At 68.6% G+C, this 23,509-nt stretch carries 24 protein-coding genes; 12 read left to right on the forward strand and 12 right to left on the reverse strand.

The window, feature by feature from the left end:
- Positions 1 to 18: 18 nt before the first annotated feature.
- Genes fliH through fliF form a run of 3 tightly spaced genes read right to left on the reverse strand, consistent with a single transcriptional unit; the run spans position 19 to position 3,449 of the window.
- Positions 19 to 702, reverse strand: coding sequence for a flagellar assembly protein FliH (fliH, locus tag C5F75_RS02110; protein WP_059583968.1), 684 nt, complete (start codon positions 700 to 702; stop codon positions 19 to 21).
- On the reverse strand, positions 695 to 1,690 hold the full coding sequence (gene fliG, locus C5F75_RS02115) for a flagellar motor switch protein FliG (RefSeq protein WP_050014223.1): 996 nt from the start codon (positions 1,688 to 1,690) through the stop codon (positions 695 to 697). Before fliG ends, fliH begins: the two co-directional genes overlap by 8 nt.
- Entirely contained in the window at positions 1,680 to 3,449 is a 1,770-nt protein-coding gene (fliF, locus tag C5F75_RS02120) for a flagellar basal-body MS-ring/collar protein FliF (protein ID WP_059583966.1), read from the reverse strand. The genes fliG and fliF overlap by 11 nt, the downstream gene beginning before the upstream one ends.
- A gap of 248 nt (positions 3,450 to 3,697) precedes the next feature.
- Between fliF and fliE the strand changes: the two genes are divergently transcribed.
- From fliE to C5F75_RS02155, 6 genes are all read left to right on the forward strand, one after another.
- Complete coding sequence (gene fliE / locus C5F75_RS02130) at positions 3,698 to 4,042, forward strand: flagellar hook-basal body complex protein FliE (protein ID WP_059583964.1); 345 nt, start codon at positions 3,698 to 3,700, stop codon at positions 4,040 to 4,042.
- 197 nt (positions 4,043 to 4,239) lie between these two features.
- Positions 4,240 to 4,674, forward strand: a complete 435-nt coding sequence (gene fliS, locus C5F75_RS02135) for a flagellar export chaperone FliS (RefSeq protein WP_059583963.1) — start codon at positions 4,240 to 4,242, stop codon at positions 4,672 to 4,674.
- Positions 4,671 to 5,003, forward strand: coding sequence for a flagellar protein FliT (locus C5F75_RS02140; protein WP_059583960.1), 333 nt, complete (start codon positions 4,671 to 4,673; stop codon positions 5,001 to 5,003). The genes fliS and C5F75_RS02140 overlap by 4 nt, the downstream gene beginning before the upstream one ends.
- A gap of 132 nt (positions 5,004 to 5,135) precedes the next feature.
- A complete protein-coding gene (gene fliK, locus C5F75_RS02145) occupies positions 5,136 to 6,485 on the forward strand; it encodes a flagellar hook-length control protein FliK (protein WP_059583958.1) in 1,350 nt (449 codons plus the stop codon).
- Positions 6,485 to 6,802, forward strand: a complete 318-nt coding sequence (locus tag C5F75_RS02150; RefSeq protein ID WP_059583955.1) for an EscU/YscU/HrcU family type III secretion system export apparatus switch protein — start codon at positions 6,485 to 6,487, stop codon at positions 6,800 to 6,802. Before fliK ends, C5F75_RS02150 begins: the two co-directional genes overlap by 1 nt.
- Positions 6,803 to 7,071: 269 nt before the next feature.
- The gene (locus C5F75_RS02155; RefSeq protein WP_059583953.1) at positions 7,072 to 7,806 is read left to right on the forward strand and encodes a PepSY-associated TM helix domain-containing protein; all 735 of its coding nucleotides are present in this window, start codon (positions 7,072 to 7,074) and stop codon (positions 7,804 to 7,806) included.
- A 61-nt stretch (positions 7,807 to 7,867) separates the two neighbouring features.
- Here C5F75_RS02155 and C5F75_RS02160 read toward each other — a convergent pair whose 3' ends face one another.
- From C5F75_RS02160 to C5F75_RS02195, 8 genes are all read right to left on the reverse strand, one after another.
- Positions 7,868 to 8,893 (reverse strand): XdhC family protein, encoded by a 1,026-nt coding sequence (locus C5F75_RS02160; RefSeq protein ID WP_059583951.1) that lies wholly within the window; start codon positions 8,891 to 8,893, stop codon positions 7,868 to 7,870.
- A gap of 239 nt (positions 8,894 to 9,132) precedes the next feature.
- Positions 9,133 to 10,539 (reverse strand): amino acid permease, encoded by a 1,407-nt coding sequence (locus C5F75_RS02165; protein ID WP_059583949.1) that lies wholly within the window; start codon positions 10,537 to 10,539, stop codon positions 9,133 to 9,135.
- Positions 10,540 to 10,753: 214 nt separating this feature from the next.
- Complete coding sequence (rqpR, locus tag C5F75_RS02170) at positions 10,754 to 11,410, reverse strand: response regulator transcription factor RqpR (protein WP_059583947.1); 657 nt, start codon at positions 11,408 to 11,410, stop codon at positions 10,754 to 10,756.
- A 7-nt stretch (positions 11,411 to 11,417) separates the two neighbouring features.
- A complete protein-coding gene (gene rqpS, locus C5F75_RS02175) occupies positions 11,418 to 12,233 on the reverse strand; it encodes a quorum system sensor histidine kinase RqpS (protein WP_059583946.1) in 816 nt (271 codons plus the stop codon).
- 447 nt (positions 12,234 to 12,680) lie between these two features.
- Positions 12,681 to 13,451 carry a ferredoxin--NADP reductase gene (locus C5F75_RS02180; protein ID WP_059583944.1) on the reverse strand — a complete coding sequence of 257 codons (771 nt, stop codon included), beginning with the start codon at positions 13,449 to 13,451 and terminating at the stop codon, positions 12,681 to 12,683.
- A 317-nt stretch (positions 13,452 to 13,768) separates the two neighbouring features.
- On the reverse strand, positions 13,769 to 14,584 hold the full coding sequence (locus C5F75_RS02185) for an endonuclease/exonuclease/phosphatase family protein (RefSeq protein ID WP_059583943.1): 816 nt from the start codon (positions 14,582 to 14,584) through the stop codon (positions 13,769 to 13,771).
- A 5-nt stretch (positions 14,585 to 14,589) separates the two neighbouring features.
- Positions 14,590 to 15,078 (reverse strand): hypothetical protein, encoded by a 489-nt coding sequence (locus C5F75_RS02190; RefSeq protein ID WP_059583941.1) that lies wholly within the window; start codon positions 15,076 to 15,078, stop codon positions 14,590 to 14,592.
- Positions 15,079 to 15,224: 146 nt separating this feature from the next.
- Entirely contained in the window at positions 15,225 to 15,959 is a 735-nt protein-coding gene (locus tag C5F75_RS02195; protein ID WP_059584035.1) for a nitroreductase, read from the reverse strand.
- A gap of 242 nt (positions 15,960 to 16,201) precedes the next feature.
- Here C5F75_RS02195 and C5F75_RS02200 point away from each other — a divergent pair, with 242 nt between their 5' ends.
- The 4 genes from C5F75_RS02200 to C5F75_RS02215 all read left to right on the forward strand — a co-directional run bounded on the left by C5F75_RS02200 (position 16,202) and on the right by C5F75_RS02215 (position 20,430).
- On the forward strand, positions 16,202 to 17,182 hold the full coding sequence (locus C5F75_RS02200) for an AAA family ATPase (RefSeq protein WP_059584034.1): 981 nt from the start codon (positions 16,202 to 16,204) through the stop codon (positions 17,180 to 17,182).
- 160 nt (positions 17,183 to 17,342) lie between these two features.
- Positions 17,343 to 18,452, forward strand: coding sequence for an NAD(P)/FAD-dependent oxidoreductase (locus tag C5F75_RS02205; RefSeq protein ID WP_104011820.1), 1,110 nt, complete (start codon positions 17,343 to 17,345; stop codon positions 18,450 to 18,452).
- A 168-nt stretch (positions 18,453 to 18,620) separates the two neighbouring features.
- Entirely contained in the window at positions 18,621 to 18,932 is a 312-nt protein-coding gene (locus tag C5F75_RS02210; RefSeq protein ID WP_021163765.1) for a high-potential iron-sulfur protein, read from the forward strand.
- A 190-nt stretch (positions 18,933 to 19,122) separates the two neighbouring features.
- Positions 19,123 to 20,430 (forward strand): MFS transporter, encoded by a 1,308-nt coding sequence (locus C5F75_RS02215; protein ID WP_059583938.1) that lies wholly within the window; start codon positions 19,123 to 19,125, stop codon positions 20,428 to 20,430.
- 25 nt (positions 20,431 to 20,455) lie between these two features.
- On the opposite strand, the gene C5F75_RS36150 is transcribed toward C5F75_RS02215, so the two are convergent.
- A complete protein-coding gene (locus tag C5F75_RS36150; protein WP_146075162.1) occupies positions 20,456 to 20,686 on the reverse strand; it encodes a hypothetical protein in 231 nt (76 codons plus the stop codon).
- 63 nt (positions 20,687 to 20,749) lie between these two features.
- On the opposite strand from C5F75_RS36150, the gene C5F75_RS02220 reads away from it, so the two are divergent.
- Together C5F75_RS02220 and C5F75_RS02225 are read left to right on the forward strand one after the other, a co-directional pair.
- Entirely contained in the window at positions 20,750 to 22,378 is a 1,629-nt protein-coding gene (locus tag C5F75_RS02220) for an ABC transporter substrate-binding protein (protein ID WP_104011821.1), read from the forward strand.
- A gap of 118 nt (positions 22,379 to 22,496) precedes the next feature.
- Positions 22,497 to 23,507, forward strand: coding sequence for an ABC transporter permease subunit (locus C5F75_RS02225; protein WP_059583935.1), 1,011 nt, complete (start codon positions 22,497 to 22,499; stop codon positions 23,505 to 23,507).
- Positions 23,508 to 23,509 lie beyond the last annotated feature (2 nt).

Consider the following 23,509-nt stretch of genomic DNA (forward strand, 5'->3'; position numbering starts at 1 on the left):
GCGCGTCGGGCGAGCGCGTCACCACGTGCTCACCTTGCCGATCGCGGCGGCGACGCGCTGCCAGCGCGTGGGCAGCGTCGCGTCGACCTCGCCGGTCGCGGCGTGCGCGCGGCAGCCGCCGCGCTCGATCGACGCGTCGGTGCGCACGTTCCAGCCGAGCGTGTCGAGGTCGTCCTGCAGATACGCCTCGACGACGGGCAGGTCGGCCGGATTCACCGCGAGATGCGGCGCGCCGGCGAGCGCCGGTTCGGCCGCGAGCACGTCGCGCACGGCGGCGACCAGCGCGGCCGGGTCGTGCTTCACGTGCTGGCGCACGACCTGCTGCGCGATGTCGAGGGCGAGCTGCGCGAGGTCGGACGCGAGATCGTGTTCGACGGCCGAGACGGCTTCGCGAAACGACGCGGCGAGCGCCGCCAGTTGCGCGGCCTGTTCGCGCGCTTCGGCCTGGCCGGCCTCGAAACCCTGTTCGCGGCCCTGTTCGAAACCGGCCTGGTAGCCGCGCGCCTGGCCTTCGACGTGGCCGGCCGCATGGCCTTCGGCGTGCGCGGCGTCGCGCACGCGCTGCAACTCCTCGGCGAGCGCGGCCGCAGCGGCCGCCGCGTCGTCGGGCGGCGGCGGGGGCGGCGGCGGGTCGAACGACGCCATCTCCCACCGCTGGTACGCGGTGAGGGTGCCCACGCGATCGCTCGCCGAATCAGACATAGGCGTCTTCCGCCTTGCCGCCGATCGCGATCGCGCCGCTCTCGGCGAGGTTGCGCACGATCTGCAGGATGCGGCGCTGCTGCGTCTCGACGTCGGACACGCGTACCGGGCCGCGCGCGTCGAGATCCTCGGCGAGCAGTTCGGCCGCGCGCTGCGACATGTTCGCGAGGAACTTCTGGCGCAGCGCGGGCGGCGCGCCCTTGAGCGCGATGATCAGCGTTTCGGACTCGACTTCCTTGAGGATCATCTGGATTGCGCGATCCTCGAGGTCGAGCAGGTTCTCGAACACGAACATCTGGTCGATGATCTTCTGCGCGAGATCGGCGTCGTACTGGCGCACGCTTTCGAGCACGCCTTCCTCGTGCACGCTCGTCATGAAGTTCAGGATCTCGGCCGCGGTGCGGATGCCGCCCATCGGGCTGCGCTTCAGGTTGTCGCTGCCGGACAGCAGGCCGGTGAGCACGTCGTCGAGCTCGCGCAGCGCGGCCGGCTGGATGCCGTCGAGCGTCGCGATCCGCAGCAGCACGTCGTTACGCAGCCGTTCGGTGAAGCACGACGCGATTTCCGACGCCTGGTCGCGGTCGAGGTGCACGAGGATCGTCGCGATGATCTGCGGATGCTCGTTCTTGATCAGTTCGGCCACCGCGGCCGAATCCATCCATTTGAGGCCCTCGATGCCGCTCGTGTCGCTACCCTGCAGGATGCGGTCGATCAGCACGCCGGCCTTGTCCTCGCCGAGCGCCTTCGTCAGCACCGAGCGGATGTACTCGTTCGAATCGAGCGACAGCGCGGTGTGCTGCTCGGCTTCCTTCACGAACTCCTGCAGCACGTCCTCGACCTGCTCGCGCGTGACGTTCTTCAGCGCGGCCATCGCCACGCCGATCTTCTGAACCTCGCGCGGCGCGAGGAACTTGAATACCTGCGCGGCCTCTTCCTCGCCGATCGACATCAGCAGCAGCGCGCTCTTGGTCAAGCCTTCAGCGTTCATCGGACACCCAGTTCTTCACGACGGTGGCGACGATCTTCGGATCCTGGCGGGCGATCGTGCGCGCGTAGTCGAGGTTGCGTTCGTAGCGGTTCTTCTCGTTTTCGAAGCCGAGCAGCAGCGGATCGGCTTCCTCCGCCGCCTTCTCTGGCGCGGGCAGGCCGTCGAGCGCGACCGTGTCCTCCGGCGCCGCGAGCGCCGGCGCGGCCGGCTCGGGCGGCGGGAACGCGCGGCGCATCGCCGGGCGCACGAACATGAAGTAGAGCGCCGCCGCGGCCGCCGCGATGCCGAGCCACTTCGCGGCTTCCTTCGCCATCGCGATCACGTCGGGCTGGCGCCACCACGGCAGGTCGGCGTACGGGTCGCTCACGGTCGAGAACGCGCTGTTCACGACGTTCACCGAGTCGCCGCGCTTCGCGTCGTAACCCATCGCGTCCTTCACGAGTTGTTCGACCTGCGCGAGCTTCGCGGGCGGCAGCGGCTGCATCGTCACGTGGCCCTTCGCGTCGGCCACCGGCTGGTAGTTGACGACGACCGCCACCGACAGCCGCTTCACGCTGCCCATCGGCTGTTCGGTATGGCGGATCGTCTTGTCGAGCTCGTAGTTGGTCGTCTGGTCCTTGCGGTCGCTGACCGGCGTGGTCTGCGGCGCGTTCTGGCCGTTGCCGGCGACGATCGGCGCGGAGGCCGGCTGCGGCGGCGTGTTCGACAGCGCGCCCGGCACGCCGGACGCGCCGCCCTGCGCGAGTTCGGTCGCGCTGCTGGTCTGCTGGCTGCGGATCGCGGCCTGCTGCGGCGTGCCGTTCGGGCCGTAGCTTTCCGAGGTCTGCTCGATCTTCGAGAAATCGAGATCCGCGCTGACCTGCGAGCGCGCGTTGCCGGCGCCGAAGATCGGCGCGAGGATCGCGTCGATGCGCTTCTGCGTGTTGTGCTCGACCTGCTGCACGTACTTGAGCTGGCTCGCGTCGAGGCCGGAAGCGGATGCGGTCTGGGTCAGCAGGTTGCCGTCCTGGTCGACGATCGTCACGTTCTTGGCCGGCATGTCCGGCACGCCGGACGACACCATCCGCGTGATCGCCTGGACCTGGCCCTCGTCGAGCACGCGGCCCGGGTAGAGGTCGACGAACACCGACGCGCTCGGCGCTTCCTTGTCGCGCACGAACACCGACGGCTTCGGAATCGCGAGATGCACGCGCGCGCCGCGCACGGCATTGATCGATTCGATGGTGCGCTGCAGCTCGCCTTCGAGCGCGCGCTGGTAGTTGATCTGCTCGGCGAACTGGCTGATGCCGAATTTCTGGTTGTCCATCAGCTCGAAGCCGACCGAGCCGCCCTTGGGCAGCCCCATCGCGGCGAGTTTCAGGCGCGTCTCGTGCACCTGGCTCGACGGCACGAGGATCGCGCCGCCGGCATCGGCGAACTTGTAGGGAACGTTTGCCTGCTGGAGCGCGGCGATGATCGCGCCGCCGTCGCGGTCCGACAGGTTGCTGTACAGCACGCGGTAGTCGGGCGCCCGGCTCCACAGCACGAGCGCGGTGATCGCGGCGATGGCGAACGCGACGGCGATCACGAACGGCAGCTTCGGGTTGCCCTTCATCCGCGAGATGCCGGGAATGCGTTCCGCGAAGCCGCCAAGCCCGAAGTCCGCGCCTGCGCCTGCGCCGCCCGCGCCCGGCAACGCGGCGGCCGCGGCGGCGCCGGGCACCGGGCTGAGGCCCGCGCGGGCGTCTGGGTTGATCAGCGAGTTGGCCTGCGAATCCATGCGTCGAGTTTCTCCGGAGCGGGACGACTGAGCTCGCTCGGACGAGCGGGCGGACAATGACACGATGCGATTATCGGGACCCGCGGCGCACTCCGATCGACCGAAAAGAGCGGGGTTTCCCCCGTACTTTCGCGGCTTTGACGCGCACCGCGCTGCTATCCTTTGTCGCGATCCGGCATGGTGCGCGTGGTGCGGCGCCGGCGGGTCGCCCGGTGTGTCCGGGTCTCTTCTCTATGTCTGGGGACAGCATGACTGCGAACGTCAGCGGAATCGGTTCGGTGTTGCAACAGATGCAGTCGATGGCCGCGCAGGCGTCCGGCGGCGTCGCGAGCCCGACGGCGGCGCTGGCCGGCGCGGGCGCGGCGACGGCCGGCACGTTCGCGAGCGCGATGAAGGCATCGCTCGACAAGATCAGCGGCGACCAGCAGCACGCGCTCGGCGAGGCGAAGGCGTTCGAGGTCGGCGCGCCGAACATCTCGCTGAACGACGTGATGGTCGACATGCAGAAAGCCAATATCGGCTTCCAGTTCGGGCTCCAGGTCCGCAACAAGTTGGTGAGCGCTTACAACGACATCATGCAGATGGCGGTGTGACGGCCATCCGGGGACGGCCGTCCGGCGACGGCTCGGGGCTTGCCGGGTGAGGCGGGCGGCCGGCATCGCTTGCCCGACGGCAGCCTCCGCGCACCTAAAGCTTTTCAAATCCCTTCCGATAACTCCGGTGAAGGCCGTCCCGTGCAACGCACGGCCGCGGCTCCTGACTAGCCAACGCAAATAACAAGGAGAAGCGCATGTTTTCCCCAGGACACGCTGGAGCCAATGCGTACGCGCGTGTCGGCGTCGAGACGGGGGTGATGGGCGCCTCCCCGCACCGGCTGATCGCGATGCTGTACCAGGGCGCACGGCAGGCGATCGCACTGGCGCGCATGCATTTGCAGCAGGACAACGTGTCCGGGCGCGGCGAGGCGATCGGCAAGGCGATCCGGATCGTCGAGAGCGGCCTGCAGGCGTCGCTGAACCGCGACGCGGGCGGCCAGATCGCCGACCGGCTCGATGCGCTGTATGCGTATATCGGCCGGCGCCTGCTCGAAGCGAACACGCAGGCGAGCGACGCGATGCTGGTCGAGGTCGACCGCCTGCTCGCGACGCTCGAGGAAGCATGGACGGGCATCGCCCCGGAAGTCGCGCGGATGGCCGCGCAACAGGTAGCGGAAGCATCACGATGAATCACAAGGCCGAATACTTCGCGCGTTACGAGGCGCTCGCCGCCGTGTCGGGCCGGATGCTGTGCGCCGCGCGCGACGCCGACTGGAGCGCGTTGCCGGAGTTGCAGGCCGAATTCATGCAACTCGTCGACGGGTTGAAGGAGGCCGATCCGGGCGTCGCGCTCGACGAGTCGGATCTCGGCCGCAAGCTCGACCTGATCCGTCGCATCCTGGCCGACGACGCCGCGATCCGCGATCTCGCGAGTCCCGACGTCGCGCGGCTGTCCGCGCTGTTCGAGGCGCGGCGCTCGACCCAGGTATTGACCGATCTGTACCGCGCGCGCGGGTAGGGCCGTGGTCCGGAGGCGGGTGCGGGGCGCCCGGGCCCGGCGCCGCACGCGGCGCGTGCCGGTCCCGCGGGCGGCACCGGCGTGCCGCGCCCCGATTCGCAACGATGTGGCTGATATAGGCAGGCTTCGATCATGACCGGTATCGACTCCGTTGCGGCCGCGCTGCTGGCGAGCCGCCTCGACAGCCTGCTGACCGGCACCGTATCGGCGCCGGCGGGCGGCGGCGCGGCCTCGCAGGTCGGCACGCCCGGCGCCGGCGCGTCGTCCTCGCCGCCGGCCGGCAGCCCGAGCGCCGCGCCGCCCGCTTCCACGCAGACCGCGCTGTCCGACGTCGGGCGCGTGCTCGACGCGATCTCGCGCTCGGGCGGCGACGCGACGCCGGCGATCGTCGGCCGGCTGCCGCTGCTCGCCGATCCCACCGTGCTGCTCACCGAGACGCCCGTGCCGGCGCGCGCGCCGGCTGCGTCCGGTCCCGCTGCGTCTTCCACGCCGGCTTCCGCTGAAGCGTCGTCCACGGCAGCGGCGCGCGATGCGGCCGCGCCGCCGCCGGTCGCTGCGTTGCGGGCGGCGTTGGCGCAGGCCGTGAGCGAAAGCGGCCTCTTCTACGAATCCCATCTCGCGCAATGGCTGGCCGGCCAGCGGCCGCTCGCGGCACTGATGCGCGAGCCGCAGGCGCGCCTCGCGACCGCGCTCGCGCCCGTGCCGGCCGACCCGGAAGCCGTCCCGCGCGAGCCGACCGACGTGCTCGACGAATTGCTCGCACCGCGCCCGCCGCTGCCCGCCGCCGCGCGGGCCACCGCGCAACCGCCGGCCCAGGGCGGCGCGCCTGCACGCGACCCCGCCCAGGCCGCGCCGGCGGCCGCCCGGCCGGGCGCACCGTCGCCGCCCGACGCCGCCGATCCGCTGGCCGCGCACGCCGATACCCACTGGACGCCCGCGCGTGCCGGGCTGGCCGCCGCATCGTCCGACCCGCAGGCGCAACCGCTCGCGCCCGTGCACCCGGCCGCCGTGCCGCTCGTTCGGCAGCAGCTCGATGCGCTCGCGACCGACCAGTTTCGCTGGACCGGCGAGGCGTGGCCCGGCGCGCGGCTCGACTGGACGATCGAACCCGACGAGCCGGGCCACCGTGCACCGCGCGGCGGCGGTGACGACGACACGGGCGACGGCATCGCGTGGCGCACGCGCCTGACGCTGACGCTGCCCTCGCTCGGCACGGTGGACGCCGAGCTGGTGCTGAACGGCGCACAGCTCGTCGCGCGGCTACGCGCGAACCAGACGGGCGCCGACCGCCTCACGCGCAACGAAGCCGCGCTGCGGCAGCGGCTCGAGGGTTCGGGGCTCAAGGTGGGCGGGCTGTCGATTCGCGCGGTCGACGACGGGCCGGACGGCTTCGACCTCTTTGCCGCCCAGGCCGCCGCCGCCGCGTACGCGCGCGGCGCGGCCGACGTGCGGGTGCCGGGCGACGACGACGAGGCGCTGTGATGAGCATGACGTCCCGCAAGCGCGCGGCCGCGCTCGTCTACGACCCGAAGGGCGGCGACGCGGCGCCTCGGGTGGTCGCGAAGGGCTACGGCGTGCTCGCCGAGATGATCGTCGCGCGCGCACACGACGCGGGGCTGTACGTGCATACGGCACCGGAGATGGTGTCGCTGCTGATGCAGGTCGATCTCGACGACCGGATCCCGCCGCAGCTCTATCAGGCGGTCGCCGATCTGCTCGCATGGCTGTACGCGCTCGATCGCACCGAGCCCGCGCCGGACGCGGCCGCGCCGCGCTTCCCGCTGCCGCCGTTGCGCTGAACGGCCTGCCGTCGCGCGGCTTCTTGCGACATGCGGCTCGTGGTCGGCGGGATCATTCCGCCGGCATCGTGCGCCGATCGATTGGCTTCGTGCTGCAACGGACACCTTTCTTTCGCGTTCCGGCGCGCAGGGAACCCGCCGTTCCGCACGCGCACGGATTGAGCCGGCTTTTGATTTATGTAATGATATCCATTCTCATTTTCATGCTGCCCGGGCGGTGCGCACTTCCTGCGCGCCGCCCGTTGTTTTGAACGAATGGAACCTTTCGCGTGAACGCGCCCGAAACGATCGACCCGCCGAAGACGGGCATGCCGCGCGCCGGCGTCACCATGCTGCACCCGGCGGGCCGCCCGCTGAGCGACGACGAACTGGCCGCGCGCCGCCAGCGCTCGCGCCGCGCGACCTTCATCAAGTGGCTGCGCAAGGTGCACGGCTGGGTCGGGCTGTGGGGCGCGGTGCTCGGGCTGCTGTTCGGGGTGACCGGCGTGGTGCTGAATCACCGCGCGCCGCCGCTGAAGATTCCGACCGGCGAGCCGCAGGTCGAGGAGATGCAGATCGCGCTGCCGGATCCGGTGCCGAAGACGCCCGCCGCGATGACGAAGTGGCTGCAGCAGGAGCTGCATTTCGACGGCAAGCCCGGCCGCATGCGCAAGGAGCCGGCGCAGGCCGTCGCGTGGGGCGACAAGCGCGTGATGCAGCCCGAGCACTGGCAATTCGGCGTGTTCGGGCCGCACCAGAACCTGCAGGCCGAGTACTGGGTCGGCAACGGCTACGTGTCGGTGAAACGCACGGGCAACACGTTCCTGACGACGCTGAACAACCTGCATCGCGGCGTCGGGATGAACCTCGGCTGGGTGCTGCTGATGGATACGATCGCAGGTTCGTTGATCCTGCTGTCGCTGACGGGCGTGCTGCTGTGGACCGAGCTGAACAAGCGCCGCACGGTCGGCGTCGTGCTGGTGGTCGGTTCGGTTGCCGCCGCGCTGGCTGCCGGCCTCACCTGATCGGCGGTGGCGCCGGCCTGCGCCGGCGCCCGGCGCGAGCACGGCCGCCCGCCGCCGCGGGTCAGAGGCCGCAGGCCGCGCCGCCGTTCGCCGCGATTTCGCGCGCGGCCTTCGCGCCTTCGACCTGCAGGATCGTCGGCAGCGACACGTTGTTCTTCGCGGCGGTGATCTCGGCCAGGATCGAGATCGCGATTTCCGGCGGCGTCCGGCTGCCGATGTAGATGCCGGCCGGCCCATGCAGCCGGGCCAGTTCCGCTTCGCTCAGGTCGAATTCGCGCAGCCGCTCGCGCCGCGCCGCGTTGTTGCGCCGCGAGCCGAGCGCGCCCACGTAGAACGCGGGCGTCTTCAGCGCCTCCATCAGTGCGAGATCGTCGAGCTTCGGGTCGTGCGTGAGCGCGATCACGGCCGAACGCGCATCGAGCTTCATGTCGAGCACCGTGTCGTCGGGCATCGAGTGCACGACGCGCGTGCCCGGCACGTCCCACGCATCCGTGTATTCGTCGCGCGGATCGCACACCGTCACCTGGTAGTCGAGCCCGACCGCGATCTGGCACAGATAGCGTGACAACTGGCCGGCGCCGATCACGAGCATCCGGTAGCGCGGCCCGTGGATCGTCACGAGCCGTTCGCCGTCGAACGCGAGCCCGTCGGTCGCCTGCGCGGGCGACAGCGACGCGCGGCCGGTCGCGAGCGTCATCGTGCGCGTGACGAGGTGGCCGGCCTCGACCTGCGCGCACAGCGCGGCGATCCCGCTGTCGCGCGTGAGCGGTTCGAGCACCAGCTGGATCGTGCCGCCGCACGGCAGCCCGAAGCGGTGCGCTTCCTCGGCGGTCACGCCGTACTTGAGCGCTTCCGGGCGCGCATCGGCCGCGATGCCGCTCGCATGCACGCGGGCGATCAGGTCGTCCTCGATGCATCCGCCGGACACGGAGCCGACCACGAGGCCGTCCTCGCGCACCGCGAGCATCGCGCCTTCGGGGCGCGGCGACGAGCCCCACGTTTTCACGACTGTCACGAGCAGCACGCGCCGCCCTTCTTCGAGCCAGCGCGCGCTGGATTTCAGTACATCGAGATCGACGCTTTCCATCGTTTTTCCTGTTGCCGGACGGCCCGCCGCGCGGCGCCGTCGTTCGATGGCGGGATTATGAACCGCCCGGCGCGCGCGTGCAGGCGGCGCGCGGCTCGCGCGGGCAAATCCGGAGGATCGGGCAAGATTTCGCGACGATCGGACAGTGATCGCGCGGGCGCCGAGGGGGCGGGAGAGAAGGGGGCGTGCGGGGCCGGCAGCGGCCCCGCGCGGGAGGCGTCATCGCGCCATGACGGCGCTCAGTGCGCGTCGGGGTGGCCGTGCGCGAGCTTCGAGTGGTGCCGCGAGTACAGGAAGTAGATCACGAGGCCGATCACGAGCCAGATGGCGAACGCGGCCCACGTGACGGCCTGCAGATTCAGCATCAGGAACAGGCACGACGCGACCGCGAGGATCGGCACCACGGGCACGCCCGGGCAGCGGAACGCGCGCGGCAGCTCGGGGTGCGTGCGGCGCAGCACGAGCACGGCGATCGACACCATCGAGAACGCCGCGAGCGTGCCGATGTTGATCAGCTCGGCGAGCACGTTGAGCGGCACGAGCGCGGCGATCAGCCCGAAGAACAGGCCGACCAGCCAGGTGGTCAGGAACGGCGTCGCAAAGCGCGGATGCACGCGCGACAGCGTGGCCGGCAGCAGCCCGTCGCGCGACATCGCGAAGATCACGCGCGTCTGGCCGTAGCTCATCACGAGGATCACGGTCAGCATGCCGAGCACCGCGCCGAGATCGATGAAACCCGCGACCCACTTCTCGCCGGCGACCTGCAGCGCATACGAGATCGGGTGCGAGATGTTCGCGTACTCGGCCGACGGCACGATGCCGGTCGCGACCGCGGCGACCGTCACGTACAGCACCGCGCACACCGCGAGCGACGCGATGATGCCGATCGGCAGGTCGCGCTTCGGGTTCTTCACTTCCTCGGCCGCCGACGACACCGCGTCGAAGCCGATGAACGCGAAGAACATCACGGCCGCCGCGCCGAACACGCCGTTCCAGCCGTGCGGCATGAACGGCTGCCAGTTCGCGGGCGTTACGTGGAACAGGCCGACCGCGATCACGAGCAGCACGACCGACACCTTGATGAACACCATGATGTTGTTGATGCGGGTCGATTCGCGGATGCCGATCGACAACAGCGTCGTGATCACGATCATCACGAGGAACGCGGGCAGGTTGAACCACGTGGTGACGCCCGGCACCGCGCCCGGCGCGGCCGTCAGCACGGCCGGCAGCGTGAGCCCGAAGCCCTGCAGCAGCGACTGCAGATAGCCCGACCAGCCGACCGACACGGCCGACGACGCGAGGCCGTACTCGAGCATCAGGTCCCAGCCGATGATCCACGCCACCAGCTCGCCGAGCGTCGCGTACGAATACGTGTAGATCGAGCCGGCGACGGGGATCGTCGACGCGAACTCCGCGTACGACAGTGCGGCGAGGCCGCACGCGATCGCGGCGATCACGAACGACAGCATCAGCGCGGGGCCGGCCTGGACGGCGCCGGTGCCCGTCAGCACGAAGATGCCGGTGCCGATGATCGCGCCGATGCCGAGGAAGGTGAGGTCGATCGCGCCGAGCGCTTTCTTGAGCCCGGCGGCTTGCGCGCCGGCGATCATGCGATCGACGTTTTTCTTGCGGAAGAGAGACATTGCGGAGGAATCGCCGGCACGCGCGGGCACGGCGCGCCGATTGAGTGAAAACCCGTAATTTTAGCCGATTTGGCGTGCAAGCCCTGCTGCGGTGCAGCGGCGCGCCGCGGAATCGGCCGAGAAAACAAGCGCCTGCGTGCGCAACGGGCGCGCCTGGGCGCGGCGCGGCATGCACCGCGCCGCCGGATCGGACGAATTCGAACTGGCCGGGGGATCAGGCGCCGGCCGTGGGCGCCATGTCGACGAGCTGGTTGCTCATCACGTAGAACGTGAGTTCCGCGTTGTTCGACAGCCGCATCTTCTCGAGCAGCCGCGACCGGTACACGCTCACCGTCTTCACCGACAGCGACAGCGTGTTCGCGATATCGGTGAGCCGCTTGCCCGACGCGAGCATGCAGAGCGTCTGGTATTCGCGGTCGGACAGCTTCTCGTGCGGCAGCGGCTCGTTCTCGAACGACACGTATTCGGCGAGCGCCTCGGCCATCGCGGGGCTCACGTACTTGCGGCCGGCCGCGACCTGCTGGATCGCGCCGATCATCTGCGCGGCGTTCACCGTCTTCGACAGGTAGCCGGACGCGCCTGCCTTCAGCGCGCGCACCGCGTACTGGTCCTCGCGGTACATCGAGAACATCAGCACCGGCGTGCGCGACAGCTTGCGCTTCAGGCGCTTGAGCAGCTCGATGCCGTTCGTGTCGGGCAGCGAGATGTCGAGCAGGATCACGTCGAATTCCTGCTTGTCGACGGCGGCCATCGCATCGCCGCCGTTCTCGGCCTCGGTCACGTCGCGCGCGACGCCGCGATCGATCAGCAACTGGCGGATCCCTTGCCGGACAATCGCGTGATCGTCCACGAGCAGGATGTTCAGGCTCATCGCGGCCTCACGAAAGCGACGTGCGACGTGCCGCGACGGGCACCGCGAGCAGCGAATTCCACGCGAAGCGCGCGATGACGCGCGTGCCGCGGCCGGTTGCCGGCGTGACCGTCTCGAAGCTGCCGCCGAACGCCTCGCAGCGCGCGCGCATGCCGGCGAGGCCGTAGCCGTTGCGGCGGCGCCGGGCGAAACCGGTCCCATCGTCGGTGACACTCAGCGACAGATGGGTGCCGTCGGTGACGATCCGGACGTCGACCGACGTCGCGCGGGCGTGCTTCGCGACGTTCGACAGCGCTTCCTGCGCGACGCGGAACACCGCGAGCGCACCGGCGCCGGCGATCTGCGTCAGGCGCGCGTCGGCCGCGCACACGAAGCTCGTGCGCAGGCCCGTGCGCGCCGCATGGGTGTCGATCCACGACGACAGCGCGCCGACCACGCCTGCGTCCAGCGCCGGCGTATCGCGTTCGTCGATGAGCCGGCGATTCGCGTCGGTCGCGGCATCGAGCGCCTGCTGCGCCAGCGCCAGCGCGCGCAGGCAGCCTTCCGGCGCGTCGGCCGGCAGCCACGTTTGAACGTTTGCGAGTGCGAAGCGGGCGGCGGTCAGTTCGGCGCCGAGCCCGTCGTGCAGCTCGCCGGCCAGATGGCGGCGGGCCGCTTCGTCGGCGGCCAGAAGCTCGGCGGAAAGGGCGGCGATCCGTGCGGCGGACGCGTCGCGTTTCGACGCGGCGTCGGCCATGGGCGGAGTAGCAGCGCAGCCAGGCATGCGCTGCCGTGACGGGAACGGGGCGTGGGCGCCCGAGGGCGCGTTAAGCGACGTATCCATGACTCTCCTGCTCTCAGAAAGCGGTTCAGACACCGGCTGGCTGCGTGCGCTGGCTGCCGTTTCGATGACGGTCGCCGCCAGAGAATCGCTCCATGCCGAGGTAACAAAAGTTACATCTTGTAACACATGCATCCGACCCTTCCATGCTCTTCCGAACGGCAACCACGCGCGCCGAATAATATCTCAAAACTACTGAAAACGTCATGTCGGGCGGACATTTAAGGGTAAATGTGAATAATCGGAATGAAGGTGTTGTAGGAAAAACACTGACATCCGACCACCGGGCGATGACGTATCCAAATGTAACTATTTGAGATGGAATGGTCCCAGTTTGTTACGAATTCGCCAAGTGGGGACGAAAAAAAACCGGAGCTTTTGCTCCGGTTCTTGATGACGCGCAATGAGGGCCTGTTCCCGTTATTGGCGGGAACGGCCCTGAGGGATCGGTCAATCCACGAACGCGCGCTCGATCACGTAGTGGCCCGGCGCGCTGTTCTTGCCTTCGACGAGGCCGGCCTGCTTCAGCAGCTCGGTCGTGTCCTTCAGCATCGCGGTGCTGCCGCACAGCATCACGCGGTCGTTTTCCGGCGAGAACGCGGGCACGCCGAGATCCGTGAACAGCTTGCCCGTCGCGATGAGGTCGGTGATCCGGCCTTCGTTGTCGAACGCTTCGCGCGTGACCGTCGGGTAGTAGACGAGCTTTTCCTTGATGATGTCGCCCAGGTACTCGTGGCCCGGCAGGTCGTGCTTGATGTAGTCCATGTACGCGAGCTCGCCCTTCAGGCGGCACGTGTGGGTCAGGATCACCTTGTCGAAGCGGTCGTAGATGTCCGGATCCCGGATGATCGACATGAACGGCGCGAGGCCCGTGCCCGTCGACAGCATCCACAGCGTCTTGCCCGGCAGCAGGTTGTCGGCGACCAGCGTGCCCGTCGGCTTCTTGCCGATCAGCACCGTGTCGCCCACCTTCAGGTGCTGCAGGCGCGACGTCAGCGGGCCGTTCTGCACCTTGATGCTGAAGAATTCGAGATGCTCTTCGTAGTTCGGGCTGACGATCGAGTAGGCGCGCGCGAGCGGCTTGCCGTCGACTTCGAGGCCGACCATCGTGAATTCGCCGTTGTTGAAGCGCAGGCTCGGCTCGCGGGTGCAGGTGAAGCTGAAAAGCGTGTCGGTCCAGTGATGGACGGATTGGACGGTGGCGGTGTCGTATTTGCTCATGGCTTTGAAAACGGACGCGCGTAGCGGACGCGTGTAACGGGCCCAAAAACGGGCAAAAAAACCGAGTGCGTCGGCCCGATCGCGGACCGGCCGGCCGGCGCGTCGGACACGCGCCTTCTCGATGACAGACGTTTGAGGAACTCGTTATTTTACCCTGCTTGGGGCAGATGCGGGCTTGACCCGCGCGGCCGCGCGGATTTGGCGCAACGCATCCTTTCAACGGGCTTTCGTCGATCGGCCGCGCTCGACCATGCGTTTCGCGCCGAGGCCGACACGTTCGGGCGGCGCCTTGACGGGAGCGCGCGGCCGCCGGCGCGTTACTGCGGATCGAGGCGCAGCCGCGCGATGTACGGCAGGTGGTCCGACAGCCAGGCGGCTTCGCCGGACGGCGCGCGCCATTCGAGCGGCGTCAGGCCGCGCACGAACATCTTGTCGAGCGCGAGCGCCGGCGAGAACGCGGGGAACGTGCGGCCCGATTCACCGAGCAGCGTCGCGACCTCGGACAGCCCGATCTCGCCGAACAGCGCGACCGAGTCGTTGCGCCAGTCGTTGAAGTCGCCGGCGAGCATCAACGGGCCGTCGCCCGCGTTGCGCACGATCCAGTGCGCGATCCAGTGCATCTGGCGCAGCCGCGCGGCGCGCGTGAGCGCGAGGTGCGCGCACAGCAGCGTGACCGGGCGCGCGCCCGCGAGCGTCGCGCGCGCGACCAGCAGCCCGCGCCGCTCGAAGCGGTGCGCGGAGATGTCCCAGCGGCCGCCGAGGTCGAGCGGATGCGGCGACAGGATCGCGTTGCCGTGCCGCCACGACGGCTTGAACACGTTCGGCCCGAGCGCGATCTGCCAGTCGAGCGCCTGCGCGATCTCGGTGGCCTGGCAATGCCACACGTCGTCGACCGCGTCGTCCATCGGCGAGCCGAAGCCCGGTGCGAGCATCGGGCGCGGCATGCGGCGCGCCATCGCTTCCTGCAGGAAATACACGTCGGCATGCATCGACTGCATCCAGTCGCGCATCGCGTTCCACGCGGTGAAGCCGAGCGGCGAGCGGCCCTTGTGCAAGTTCCAGCTCACGGCGGTGATTTCATCGGGCGTGGCGTGCGGCTCGGCGAACGGCAGGGACAGGGCGTCGGCGGACATGACGCTCAATCCTTCGCGACGTGCGCACGCACGCGGTACACGAGATGCGGATGCTGCTCGACGAGCGTCCAGTCGGTCCATGCATCGCCCCCGACCGCCAGGCCGGGGTGGCTCGCGACGATCTGCCGCGGCGCCGCGGGCACGCACGCATCGCCATGCGTCGCATTGTCGTCGTCGAGCGTTTCCTGCACGTCGAGCCCGAGCGACACGGTGTGCGCGTTGGCGTCGACGGCGAGCGGGGCGACCGTCACCGAGCGCGAGCGCTCGGTCGGCACGACGCGCGCGGCATTGCCGCAGCCCACCGGCACGGAGGACGGATAGCGATGGGTATCGGTGCGGGACTGACCCACGGTGGTGTTTTGCTGGAACGTGTCGATCGTCTGACCGTCGCGCACCACCTGGATTTCCCATGCGACGACGGCCGGCGCGGGGCTCTGCGCATGGGCGGCGAGCACGATGCTCGCAAGCAGGACGGCCAGGCCGTGTTTCAGCATGAAACGTCTCCGGAAACGCGCGATAGCAGGGAACGGACGCACATCTTACGCCCGATCGATTTCGGCCGTGATGTGACAGGACGTGCCGCGGCAGGTTCGCAGCACGATGCGGTCCTGCCCGACAAGTGAGGCCGCGTCATGCGTTTTCAAGCGAAAAAGCGCGTGAACTCGGCGACGCTCGCGCGCTCGGTGACGAGGCGGTTCTCGATCGCGTCGGGGTCCGCATGGCCGAGCGCCATGCCGCAGACGAACTGCTCGTTGGCGGGAATGCCGAGGTGTTCGGCGACGATCCGGTGAAACGGCACGAACGCGGCCTGCGGGCAGGTGTCGAGGCCGCGGGCGCGCGCCGCCGTCATCACGCCCTGCAGGAACATCCCGCAGTCGAGCCACGCGCCCTGCGCCATGATGCGCTCGAGCGTGAAGAACAGCGCGACCGGCGCATCGAAGAAACGGAAATTGCGCGCGTGCTGCGCGTGCATGCGCGCCTTCTCGTCGCGGCGGATGTTCAACAGCCCGTACAGGTCCCAGCCGACCTTGCGGCGCCGGTCGAGATACGGCGACACCCATTCGCGCGGATAGTAGTCGTATTCGGCGACGTATTTCTCGTCGCGCGCGGGATCGTCGTAGGCCGCGGTGAGCGCGGCCGCGAGCGCGTCGCGCGTCGCGCCCGTGGCGACGTACACGCGCCATGGCTGGATGTTGGTGCCCGACGGCGCGCGGCTCGCGGCTTCGAGGATCGCCTCGATCGTGTCGCGCGGCACGGGCGTCGGCAGGAACGCGCGGACCGCGCGGCGCGACTTGAGCGCGGCGTCGACGGCATCGACCGCATCGACGCAACGGAGCGCGTCGGCGTCGACGCGCGGGGAAGCGGGGACGGACATCGGCAACCCTTCGGGCGAGGTGTCAGGCGAGGTGCGGAGCGGCATGCGCGCGGCCGCCATCGGCGAGCCCCGCGCGAGCGTCGTGAATCTTCGATGATACGCCGCGGCGCGCGGCCGTGCAGCGTGCGCGCGCTGTTAGCAGCAGACGCGCCCGGCTGCTTGCTTGCGCGGCGATGCGGGATCGCTACACTGAAATCGTAAGGGTCTGATGCATGTATGACGGCAAGTGCAGCGAGGTGAGTATGACGACGGCGATGGTGAAACATGAACTGGCGGTGGCGTCCTTCAGCACGGTGTACGACCTCGAGCAGGTCGAGACGGCGCTGGGCGACCTGAACGAGAGCGCGAGCGACGCACTGCGCTCGACCTACGAGAAGATGCTCAAGACGGGGAATCTGCGTTTCTGCGTGAAGCCGAACCGGATGCCGTCGTTCGACGCGCTCGGCGAGGCGTTGCCGAATTTCGGCGAGCCGCTCGACGACGTGCGCAAGCAGATCGCGCTGTGCCTCGAAACGGACGACCGGCTCGAACTGATGCCGATCCTGCTGCTCGGGCCGCCCGGGATCGGCAAGACGCATTTCGCGAAGGCGCTCGCGCAACTGCTCGGCACCGCGTATCACTACGTGCCGATGAGTTCGCTGACGGCCGGCTGGATCCTGTCGGGCGCGTCGTCGCAATGGAAGAACGCGAAGCCCGGCAAGGTGTTCGATGCGCTCGTGAACGGCAGCTACGCGAACCCGGTGATCGCCGTCGACGAGATCGACAAGGCCGGCAGCGATGCGCAATACGATCCGCTCGGCGCGCTGTACGCGTTGCTCGAGCACGACACCGCGCGCGCGTTCGTCGACGAATTCGCGGAAGTGCCGATCAACGCGGGCAACGTGATCTGGATCGCGACCGCGAACGACGCGCAGGCGATTCCGGAGCCGCTGCTCAACCGGATGAACGTGTACGAGATCGCGCCGCCTGATGCGGCCGGCGCGCGCCGGATCGCGCAGACGATCTACGACGAGATCCGCACGTCGCATGCGTGGGGGCGGCGCTTCCCCGAGACGCTCGGCGACGATGCGCTCGACGTGCTGGCCGCGACGCCGCCGCGCACGATGCGCCGCGCGCTGCTGCACGCGTTCGGCGCGGCGCGGCTCGACGGCCGCGATGCGATCGGGCCGGCCGACATCCGCGCCGACGAAGGCGCGGCGAAGCGCCGGCCGATCGGCTTCTGACGCGGCCGGGCGCGCACGGCCGCGGCGCGCGCGCGTGGCGTTCGTGGCGCGCGCGCCCGCATCGTCGGCCTCGTCGCGATGCGCGGGCGTTCGGCAAGCGGGCGAACCGGGACGTACAATCGTCCTCTCTCCCTTCGACGCGCGAGCAGCGCGAAAAGCCATGGAGCAGACGGATTGTGTCGTGATCGGCGCGGGTGTCGTCGGTCTGGCGATTGCACGCGAACTGGCCGCGCGCGGGCGTGAAACGATCGTGCTCGAGGCGGCCGACGCGATCGGCACGGGCACGAGTTCGCGCAACAGCGAGGTGATTCACGCGGGGCTCTACTATCCGCGCGGGTCGCTGAAGGCGACGTCGTGCGTGCACGGGCGCGACCTGCTGTACGAGTTCTGCGACACGCATCACGTGCCGCACCGGCGCACCGGCAAGCTGCTCGTCGCGACGAGCGCCGCGCAGGTGAAGCAGTTGAAGGCGATCGCCGCGCGCGCGGCCGAAAACGGCGTGCTCGACCTGTTGCCGCTCACGCGCGCCGAGGCGCAGACGCTCGAGCCCGCGCTCGAATGCGTCGAGGCGCTGTTCTCGCCGTCGACCGGCATCGTCGACAGCCATCAGCTGATGCTCGCGCTGCTGGGCGACGCGGAACGCGACGGCGCCGTATGCGCGCTGCACGCGCCGGTCGAATCGATCGACGTGCTGCGCGGCGGGCGCTTCGTCGTGCGCACCGGCGGCGCCGCGCCGGCCGAGATCGACGCCGCGTGCGTGATCAACAGCGCGGGGCTCGGCGCGCAGACGCTCGCGCGCCGCACGCGCGGCCTCGATCCGCGCTGGGTGCCGCCGCTCTATCTCGCGCGCGGCAATTATTTCAGCCTGTCGGGCCGTGCGCCGTTCTCGCACCTGATCTACCCGATGCCCGAGCGCGCGGGGCTCGGCGTGCACCTGACGTTCGATCTCGGCGGGCAGGCGCGCTTCGGCCCGGACGTCGAGTGGTGCGATTCGCTGCGCTACGAAGTCGATCCGGCGCGCGCGGGGGCGTTCTATGCGTCGATCCGCGCGTTCTGGCCAGGCCTGCCCGACGATGCGCTGCAGCCCGCGTACGCGGGCATCCGGCCGAAGCTCGCGGGGCCCGGCGAGCCGCCGGCCGACTTCATCGTGCAGGGCGCCGCGCAGCACGGCGTGCGCGGGCTCGTGAACCTGTTCGGCATCGAGTCGCCGGGGCTGACCGCGTCGCTCGCGCTCGCGCAGCGCGTGGGCGACATGGTGTCGCGCGCGTGACGCATGGGCCGCCGCCGCGCGGGCCGGCCGCGTGAAGCGCGTGTGAAGCGCGTGTGAAATCCCTTATCTCCGGAATTTCGGCGCGCACATTTATCCGCTTGAGCGTTATTCTGTTGGACGCCGTCGCCAGAACGGCTTTCAAACCGATAACGTTGGAGCGAGTCCCCCATGAAAACATCCCGTCGGAGTTTCCTGATTACGAGCATTGGTGCCGTGTCCGCGCTGGCGCTGTCGCGCGAAGCACTGGCCGATGCGCCGATGCTGTCGGAAACCGATCCGACCGCGGTGGCCCTCGGCTACAAGGCCGATGCCACGAAGGTCGACAAGACGAAGTACCCGAAATACGCCGCAGGCCAGGATTGCGCGGCCTGCATGCTGTACCAGGGCAAGAAGGGCTCGGCTTCGGGCCCGTGCGGCGCGTTCCCCGGCAAGCAGGTGTCGGCGAAGGGCTGGTGCAGCGCCTTCTCGAAGATGGGTTGAGGCCCGTGCGGCATCGTGCGATGCCGCAATGCGGCGAAAACCACAAACGCCCGCCGTCGTTCGATGGCGGGCGTTTTTTTAATGCTTGAAAACGGTTCCGTCGCTTTCTACACTCGCTGCACACCAGCGCGCCGCGGCACCCCGCGCGCCGAACCGCCCGATACGGCGAATCCACGAGGACGAGGCACGCATGGCGACGATTGCGAATTCAACGAAAACGACCCGGCCCGAGCGCGCGCTGAACCGGCGTGCCGTCGTGGCGGCCGTGATCGGCAATGCGCTCGAGTGGTACGACTTCACGGTGTTCGGCTTCATGACGGTCGTGATCGCCGAGCTGTTCTTCCCCACCTCCAGCGAATACTCGTCGCTGCTGCTCACCACCGCGACGTTCGGCGTCGCATTCTTCATGCGTCCGATCGGCGGCATCGTGTTCGGCCTGTACGCGGACCGCGCGGGCCGCAAGGCCGCGCTGTCGCTCGTGATCCTGCTGATGACGGCCGGCATCTTCCTGCTCGCGATCGCGCCGCCCTATGCGGCGATCGGCATCGGCGGCCCGCTTCTGATCGTGCTCGGCCGCCTGCTGCAGGGCTTCTCCGCGGGCGGCGAATTCGGCAGCGCGACGGCGCTGCTGATCGAGGCCGCGCCGTTCTCGAAACGCGGCTTTTACGGCAGTTGGCAGATGGCGAGCCAGGCGGCCGCGCTGCTGATCGGCGCGCTCGTCGGCGCGGCCGTCACGCGCGGGCTGTCGCCCGACGCGCTGCGCAGCTGGGGCTGGCGCGTGCCGTTCGTCCTCGGGCTCGTGATCGGCCCGATCGGCTTCTACATCCGCCGCCATCTCGCGGATTCCGAAGCATTCCTGCATGCGCAGCAAAGCGCGCGCCGCGCGACGCTCGGCGAAGTGTTCACGCGCCACCCGCGCGAGGTGCTGTGCGGGCTCGGCTCGGTGATCGCGCTCACCGTGACGATCTACGTGCTGATCAGCTATCTGCCGACGTTCGCGGTGAAGCAGCTGAAGCTGCCCTATGCGGAATCGTTCTACGCGGTGATCGCGGGCAACCTGCTGCTGATGGTGCTGTCGCCGGTCGCGGGCGCATGGTCGGACCGCATCGGCCGCAAGGGGCTGTCGTTGTGGTCGCTGGTGCTGACGCTCGCGCTGATGTATCCGCTGTTCGCGTGGCTCGACGCGGCGCCGAGCATCGGGCGGCTGATCGCGGTGCAGGCCGTGCTGTCGGTGACGCTCGCGGGCTACTACGGGCCGTTCGGCGCGATGATCGCCGAGCTGTTCCCGGCCAACGTGCGCTCGACCGGGCTGTCGATCGCGTACAACGTCGCGGTGATGCTGTTCGGCGGCTTCGGGCAGTTCATCGTCACGTGGCTGATCAAGGTCACGGGCACGCCGCTCGCGCCCACCTACTACGTGATGGCGGGCATCGCGCTGTCGATCGTCGCGGTCGCGTTCGTGCCCGCGCGCAGCGCCGACCTCGATGCGCCGGCGTGAGCGCGTGACGGATCGAATCCCGTCATTACATCGTTTCGCAAAACGCAACGATCGGCGGCCGAACGACGAGGATCGCGTGCCGCACCTTCGTGTTCGCGTCCGGATTGTTTAGTCGCCGAACGAAACACGCGCGAAATGAACGGAATCGCCGCTCACGCGCGCTGTCGCATTTTTTACCCACACTAAACATCGGCAAAAACCCGGCGGGCGTCTGGAAGAGTTTTTTCTCCAGCTTGTTGCAGAATCGATAGCTCAAGTAATATCCGCGTACGCCGGCTCCCTGGCGGGACCGGTTCCGATCTGGAGACCTGGAGGAAACATGGAATACAACCGTCTGTTGCACACCCTGCGTGTTACCGCCATGGCAGGCGTGGCAGCGGCATCGCTCGGCGTCGCGGGTTCTGCATTCGCACAGATCCCGAACAAAACGCTCGTCTACTGCTCAGAAGGCAGCCCGGCGGGTTTCGATTCCGCGCAATTCACGACCGGCGTCGATTTCACCGCCGCCACGTTCACCGTCTACAACCGCCTCGTCGAATTCGAGCGCGGCGGCACGAAGGTCGAGCCCGGCCTCGCCGAGAAGTGGGACGTCTCGTCCGACGGCAAGGTGTACACGTTCCACCTGCGCCATGGCGTGAAGTTCCACACGACCGACTTCTTCAAGCCGACGCGCGAATTCAATGCGGACGACGTGCTGTTCACGTTCCAGCGCATGCTCGACCCGAACAACGCGTTCCGCAAGGCGTACCCGGTGTCGTTCCCGTACTTCACCGACATGGGCCTCGACAAGCTGATCACGAAGATCGAGAAGGTCGATCCGTTCACCGTGAAGTTCACGCTGGCCGAGCCGAACGCGCCGTTCATCCAGAACATGGCGATGGAATTCGCGTCGATCCTGTCGGCCGAATACGGCGACCAGCTGATGAAGGCCGGCAAGGCCGCCGACATCAACCAGAAGCCGGTCGGCACGGGTCCGTTCATCTTCCGCAGCTATACGAAGGACGCGACGATCCGCTTCGACGGGAATCCTGATTACTGGAAGAAGGGCGAAGTGAAGCTGTCGAAGCTGATCTTCTCGATCACGCCGGACCCGGGCGTGCGCGTGCAGAAGATCAAGCGCAACGAATGCCAGGTGATGAGCTATCCGCGCCCGGCCGACATCGCGACGCTGAAGGCCGACTCGGGCATCGACATGCCGTCGCAGCCGGGCTTCAACCTCGGCTACCTCGCGTACAACGTCGAGCACAAGCCGGTCGACAAGCTCGAAGTGCGTCAGGCGCTCGACATGGCGATCAACAAGAAGGCGATCCTCGATTCGGTCTACCAGGGCGCCGGTCAGGCCGCGACCGCGCCGATGCCGCCGACCCAATGGTCGTACGACAAGAACCTGAAGATGGCTGCCTACGACACCGCGAAGGCGAAGGCGCTGCTCGCGAAGGCCGGCTTCCCGAACGGTTTCGAGATCACGCTGTGGGCGATGCCGGTGCAGCGCGCGTACAACCCGAACGCCCGCCTGATGGCCGAGATGATCCAGGCCGACTGGGCGAAGATCGGCGTGAAGGCGAAGATCGTCACGTACGAGTGGGGCGAGTACATCAAGCGCGCGCACGCGGGCGAGCAGGACACGATGCTGATCGGCTGGACGGGCGACAACGGCGATCCGGACAACTGGCTCGGCACGCTGCTCGGCTGCGAGGCGATCAAGGGCAACAACTTCTCGCACTGGTGCTACAAGCCGTTCGACGAGCTGATCCAGAAGGGCCGCACGACGACGGGCCAGGATGCGCGCACGAAGCTCTACACGCAGGCGCAGCAGATCTTCGCGCAACAGCTGCCGTTCTCGCCGATCGCGAACTCGACGGTCTACCAGCCGGTGCGCAAGAACGTGGTCGACATGCGTATCGAGCCGCTCGGCTATGCGCGTTTCGACGGTGTCAGCGTGAAGTAACGGGGCTGGCGTAAGCTGTCGTCATTGAGAAAACCGGCTTGAAATCATCCGGCGGCGAGGGGCCAGAAGCCCCTCGTCGCCGGTCGCACATTTCCCACAAGAAAATACGAGACGCATCATGTTCAGATTCGTGTTGCGCCGCGTGGGGATGGTGATCCCGACCTTCATCGGCATCACCATCCTGGCGTTTGCGCTGATTCACCTGATACCGGGCGACCCCATCGAAGTGATGATGGGCGAGCGCGGCGTCGATCCCGCGATGCATGCGGAGGCGATGAAACGCCTCGGGCTCGACCAGCCGCTGCCGCTGCAGTATCTGCACTACATCGGCCGGGCGCTGCACGGCGACCTCGGCATGTCGATCATCACCAACACGAGCGTCGCGGGCGAATTCTTCGCGCGCTTCCCGGCGACCGTCGAACTGTCGCTGTGCGCGCTCGTGTTCGCCCTCGCGGTCGGGCTGCCGGCCGGCGTGATCGCCGCGCTGCGGCGCGGCTCGGTCATCGATCACGGCGTGATGGGCACCGCGCTCACCGGCTATTCGATGCCGATCTTCTGGTGGGGGCTGATCCTCATCATGGTGTTTTCGTCGACGCTCGGCTGGACGCCCGTGTCGGGGCGCATCGCGGTCGAATACGATTTCCCGCACCCGACCGGCTTCATGCTGATCGACGCGCTGCTCGCGCCGGACGAAGGCGCGTTCAAGTCGGCGGTGAGCCACCTGATCCTGCCCGCGATCGTGCTCGGCACGATCCCGCTCGCGGTGATCGCGCGGATGACGCGCTCGTCGATGCTCGAAGTGCTGCGCGAGGACTACATCCGCACGGCTCGCGCGAAGGGGCTGTCGCCCGTGCGCGTGGTCGTCGTGCATGCGCTGCGCAATGCGCTGATTCCGGTCGTCACCGTGATCGGCCTGCAGATCGGCACGCTGCTTGCTGGCGCCGTGCTGACCGAGACGCTCTTTTCGTGGCCCGGCGTCGGCAAGTGGCTGATCGACGCGATCGGCCGCCGCGACTATCCGGTCGTCCAGGGCGGCATCCTGCTGATCGCGACGCTCGTGATCGTCGTGAACCTGGTCGTCGACCTGCTGTACGGCGTGCTGAATCCGCGCATCCGCCACACGAGGTAATT

This window comes from Burkholderia anthinoferrum, from assembly GCF_002925705.1.
Taxonomy (GTDB): Bacteria; Pseudomonadota; Gammaproteobacteria; order Burkholderiales; family Burkholderiaceae; genus Burkholderia; species Burkholderia semiarida.

What these genes read in the sequence shown, in the direction of transcription:
- fliH (WP_059583968.1), bottom strand. Translation starts at nt 702, where the DNA reads ATGTCTGATTCGGCGAGCGATCGCGTGGGCACCCTCACCGCGTACCAG.
- fliG (WP_050014223.1), bottom strand. Translation starts at nt 1,690, where the DNA reads ATGAACGCTGAAGGCTTGACCAAGAGCGCGCTGCTGCTGATGTCGATC.
- fliF (WP_059583966.1), bottom strand. Translation starts at nt 3,449, where the DNA reads ATGGATTCGCAGGCCAACTCGCTGATCAACCCAGACGCCCGCGCGGGC.
- fliE (WP_059583964.1), top strand. Translation starts at nt 3,698, where the DNA reads ATGACTGCGAACGTCAGCGGAATCGGTTCGGTGTTGCAACAGATGCAG.
- fliS (WP_059583963.1), top strand. Translation starts at nt 4,240, where the DNA reads ATGTTTTCCCCAGGACACGCTGGAGCCAATGCGTACGCGCGTGTCGGC.
- C5F75_RS02140 (WP_059583960.1), top strand. Translation starts at nt 4,671, where the DNA reads ATGAATCACAAGGCCGAATACTTCGCGCGTTACGAGGCGCTCGCCGCC.
- fliK (WP_059583958.1), top strand. Translation starts at nt 5,136, where the DNA reads ATGACCGGTATCGACTCCGTTGCGGCCGCGCTGCTGGCGAGCCGCCTC.
- C5F75_RS02150 (WP_059583955.1), top strand. Translation starts at nt 6,485, where the DNA reads ATGAGCATGACGTCCCGCAAGCGCGCGGCCGCGCTCGTCTACGACCCG.
- C5F75_RS02160 (WP_059583951.1), bottom strand. Translation starts at nt 8,893, where the DNA reads ATGGAAAGCGTCGATCTCGATGTACTGAAATCCAGCGCGCGCTGGCTC.
- C5F75_RS02165 (WP_059583949.1), bottom strand. Translation starts at nt 10,539, where the DNA reads ATGTCTCTCTTCCGCAAGAAAAACGTCGATCGCATGATCGCCGGCGCG.
- rqpR (WP_059583947.1), bottom strand. Translation starts at nt 11,410, where the DNA reads ATGAGCCTGAACATCCTGCTCGTGGACGATCACGCGATTGTCCGGCAA.
- rqpS (WP_059583946.1), bottom strand. Translation starts at nt 12,233, where the DNA reads ATGGATACGTCGCTTAACGCGCCCTCGGGCGCCCACGCCCCGTTCCCG.
- C5F75_RS02180 (WP_059583944.1), bottom strand. Translation starts at nt 13,451, where the DNA reads ATGAGCAAATACGACACCGCCACCGTCCAATCCGTCCATCACTGGACC.
- C5F75_RS02185 (WP_059583943.1), bottom strand. Translation starts at nt 14,584, where the DNA reads ATGTCCGCCGACGCCCTGTCCCTGCCGTTCGCCGAGCCGCACGCCACG.
- C5F75_RS02190 (WP_059583941.1), bottom strand. Translation starts at nt 15,078, where the DNA reads ATGCTGAAACACGGCCTGGCCGTCCTGCTTGCGAGCATCGTGCTCGCC.
- C5F75_RS02195 (WP_059584035.1), bottom strand. Translation starts at nt 15,959, where the DNA reads ATGTCCGTCCCCGCTTCCCCGCGCGTCGACGCCGACGCGCTCCGTTGC.
- C5F75_RS02200 (WP_059584034.1), top strand. Translation starts at nt 16,202, where the DNA reads ATGACGACGGCGATGGTGAAACATGAACTGGCGGTGGCGTCCTTCAGC.
- C5F75_RS02205 (WP_104011820.1), top strand. Translation starts at nt 17,343, where the DNA reads ATGGAGCAGACGGATTGTGTCGTGATCGGCGCGGGTGTCGTCGGTCTG.
- C5F75_RS02210 (WP_021163765.1), top strand. Translation starts at nt 18,621, where the DNA reads ATGAAAACATCCCGTCGGAGTTTCCTGATTACGAGCATTGGTGCCGTG.
- C5F75_RS02215 (WP_059583938.1), top strand. Translation starts at nt 19,123, where the DNA reads ATGGCGACGATTGCGAATTCAACGAAAACGACCCGGCCCGAGCGCGCG.
- C5F75_RS02220 (WP_104011821.1), top strand. Translation starts at nt 20,750, where the DNA reads ATGGAATACAACCGTCTGTTGCACACCCTGCGTGTTACCGCCATGGCA.
- C5F75_RS02225 (WP_059583935.1), top strand. Translation starts at nt 22,497, where the DNA reads ATGTTCAGATTCGTGTTGCGCCGCGTGGGGATGGTGATCCCGACCTTC.